This is a genomic window from Pseudomonas sp. P5_A2_2 (genome assembly GCF_054177685.1).
Map to the genome: position 1 here is coordinate 1 of NZ_JBGCUL010000838.1, position 1,972 is coordinate 1,972.

At 61.4% G+C, this 1,972-nt stretch carries 2 protein-coding genes and 1 pseudogene; 2 read left to right on the plus strand and 1 reads right to left on the minus strand.

The genetic code is table 11. The annotated features are described in order from the left end of the window. Together ACXRVY_RS26345 and ACXRVY_RS26350 are read left to right on the plus strand one after the other, a co-directional pair. Positions 1-98 (plus strand): annotated as a pseudogene (locus ACXRVY_RS26345) (aldo/keto reductase); the annotation flags it as partial. Between the two features lie 123 nt (positions 99-221). Further along, the gene (locus tag ACXRVY_RS26350) at positions 222-875 is read left to right on the plus strand and encodes a peroxiredoxin (RefSeq protein ID WP_223457608.1); all 654 of its coding nucleotides are present in this window, start codon (positions 222-224) and stop codon (positions 873-875) included. A gap of 141 nt (positions 876-1,016) precedes the next feature. On the opposite strand, the gene yghX is transcribed toward ACXRVY_RS26350, so the two are convergent. Continuing rightward, complete coding sequence (gene yghX, locus ACXRVY_RS26355) at positions 1,017-1,904, minus strand: YghX family hydrolase (protein ID WP_458238659.1); 888 nt, start codon at positions 1,902-1,904, stop codon at positions 1,017-1,019. Positions 1,905-1,972 lie beyond the last annotated feature (68 nt).

The window sequence follows — 1,972 nt, forward strand, 5'->3', positions numbered from 1 at the left end:
CCGGCAACCCGCGCTACATGGCGGAAAATGCCCGGGCCGGTTTCGGCCCGATGCTGACCGACGCCCAGCGCCAGCAACTGATTGCGCTGGTGGGCTAGCGACTCAGCCAACGCAGGCCGGCGAGTGCCGGAACCTATCCTATAATGTCTCGCGTCCATGCCGTTGAAAGCGCATTCGCTGCCCTGACGGCGTCCCTGTCCATCACTGCAAGGAGATCGAACATGGCTATCCGCATTGGCGACGAAGCACCGGATTTCACCGCCGACACCACTGAAGGTACCCTCAACTTTCACCAATGGATCGGCGATGGGTGGGCCATCCTGTTTTCCCATCCCAAGGATTTCACCCCGGTGTGCACCACCGAACTGGGCTACCTGGCCAAACTCAAGCCGGAATTCGACAAGCGCAACACCAAGGTTGTCGGGCTCAGCGTCGACCCGGTCAGTGACCATAACCGTTGGGTCGGTGACATCGCCGAGACTCAGGGCACGGCGATCAACTATCCGCTGATCGGCGACGAAAACCTGGTGGTGGCCAAGCTCTACGACATGATCCACCCCAATGCCAGCGGCGGCGCGCGCACGGCGGTGGACAACGCCACGGTGCGTTCGGTGTTCATCGTCGGACCGGACAAGAAGGTCAAGGCCATGCTGATCTACCCGATGAGCGCCGGGCGCAACTTCGATGAAGTGCTGCGCCTGCTCGATTCCCTGCAACTCAATGCCAAACACACCGTCGCCACGCCAGTGAACTGGCGGCCGGGTGAAGACGTGATCATCCCGACCTCGGTGTCTGACGAAGACGCGAAGAAGAAGTATCCGGATGGCTTCAAGACCCTGAAGCCGTATCTGCGGACGGTGGCTCAGCCGAAGTAGTCACCAGCCGTGAGATCGCCATCGCGAGCAAGCTCGCTCCCACAGGTTCCTGAGTCGTTCACAGATATGTGCTTCGACTCGGTCCCTGTGGGAGCGAGCTTGCTCGCGATGGGGCCAGTCCTGCTGGCCCAGAATTTTTATTCAAACCAGATACTTTTTAAACCACCCCAACGTCCGCTCCCACGCCAGCTTCGCCGCCGCCTCGTCATAACGCGGCGTCGAATCATTGTGAAAGCCATGATTGCAGCCCGGATAAATGTAGGCCACATAGGTCTTGCCCCCGGCCTTCAACGCTTTCTCATAGGCCGGCCAGCCTTCGTTGATCCGCGTATCCAGTTCGCCGTAGTGCAGCATCACCGGTGCCTTGATCCGTGGCACTTCCTCGGCCGTTGGCTGACGGCCATAAAACGACACGGCGGCACCCAGTTCCGGATAGGCCACGGCAGCGGCATTGGCCACGCCACCGCCGTAGCAGAACCCGGTGATGCCGACTTTTCCAGTGGCGGCGGGGTGTTTCATCATCCACTCGACGGCGGCGAAAAAGTCGTTCATCAGCTTTTCCGGGTCGACCKTGGCCTGCAGTTCGCGGCCCTTGTCGTCATTGCCGGGATAACCGCCGACCGAACTCAGGCCGTCAGGGGCGAGGGCGATGAAACCGGCCTTGGCCAGACGCCGGGCCACGTCTTCGATGTAGGGGTTGAGCCCGCGGTTTTCGTGCACGACCACCACCGCCGGCACCTTGCCGGTGGCCTTGGCCGGACGCACCAGATAACCGCGAACCTCGCCGTGGCCCTTGGGCGAGGGGTAGGTGATGTACTCGGCAAGAATGTCCGGATCGGTGAACTCGACCTGCTCGGCCAGCGCGTAGTTGGGGCTTAGCGCGGCGAGCAGGGCTCCAGCCGTCAATCCGCCGAAGGTGAATAATGCCGCGCGGTCGAGAAACTCCCGGCGGTTGATCTTGCCGTGGGCGTAGTAGTCGTACAGTTCCAGCAGTTCAGGGGCGAAGTCTTTGGCAGTTAGGCGGGTCATTGCTGCAACTCCTCTCGGCTGGTTTAACACGGACCCTGTGGGACGGACCCTGTGGGAGCGAGCTTGCT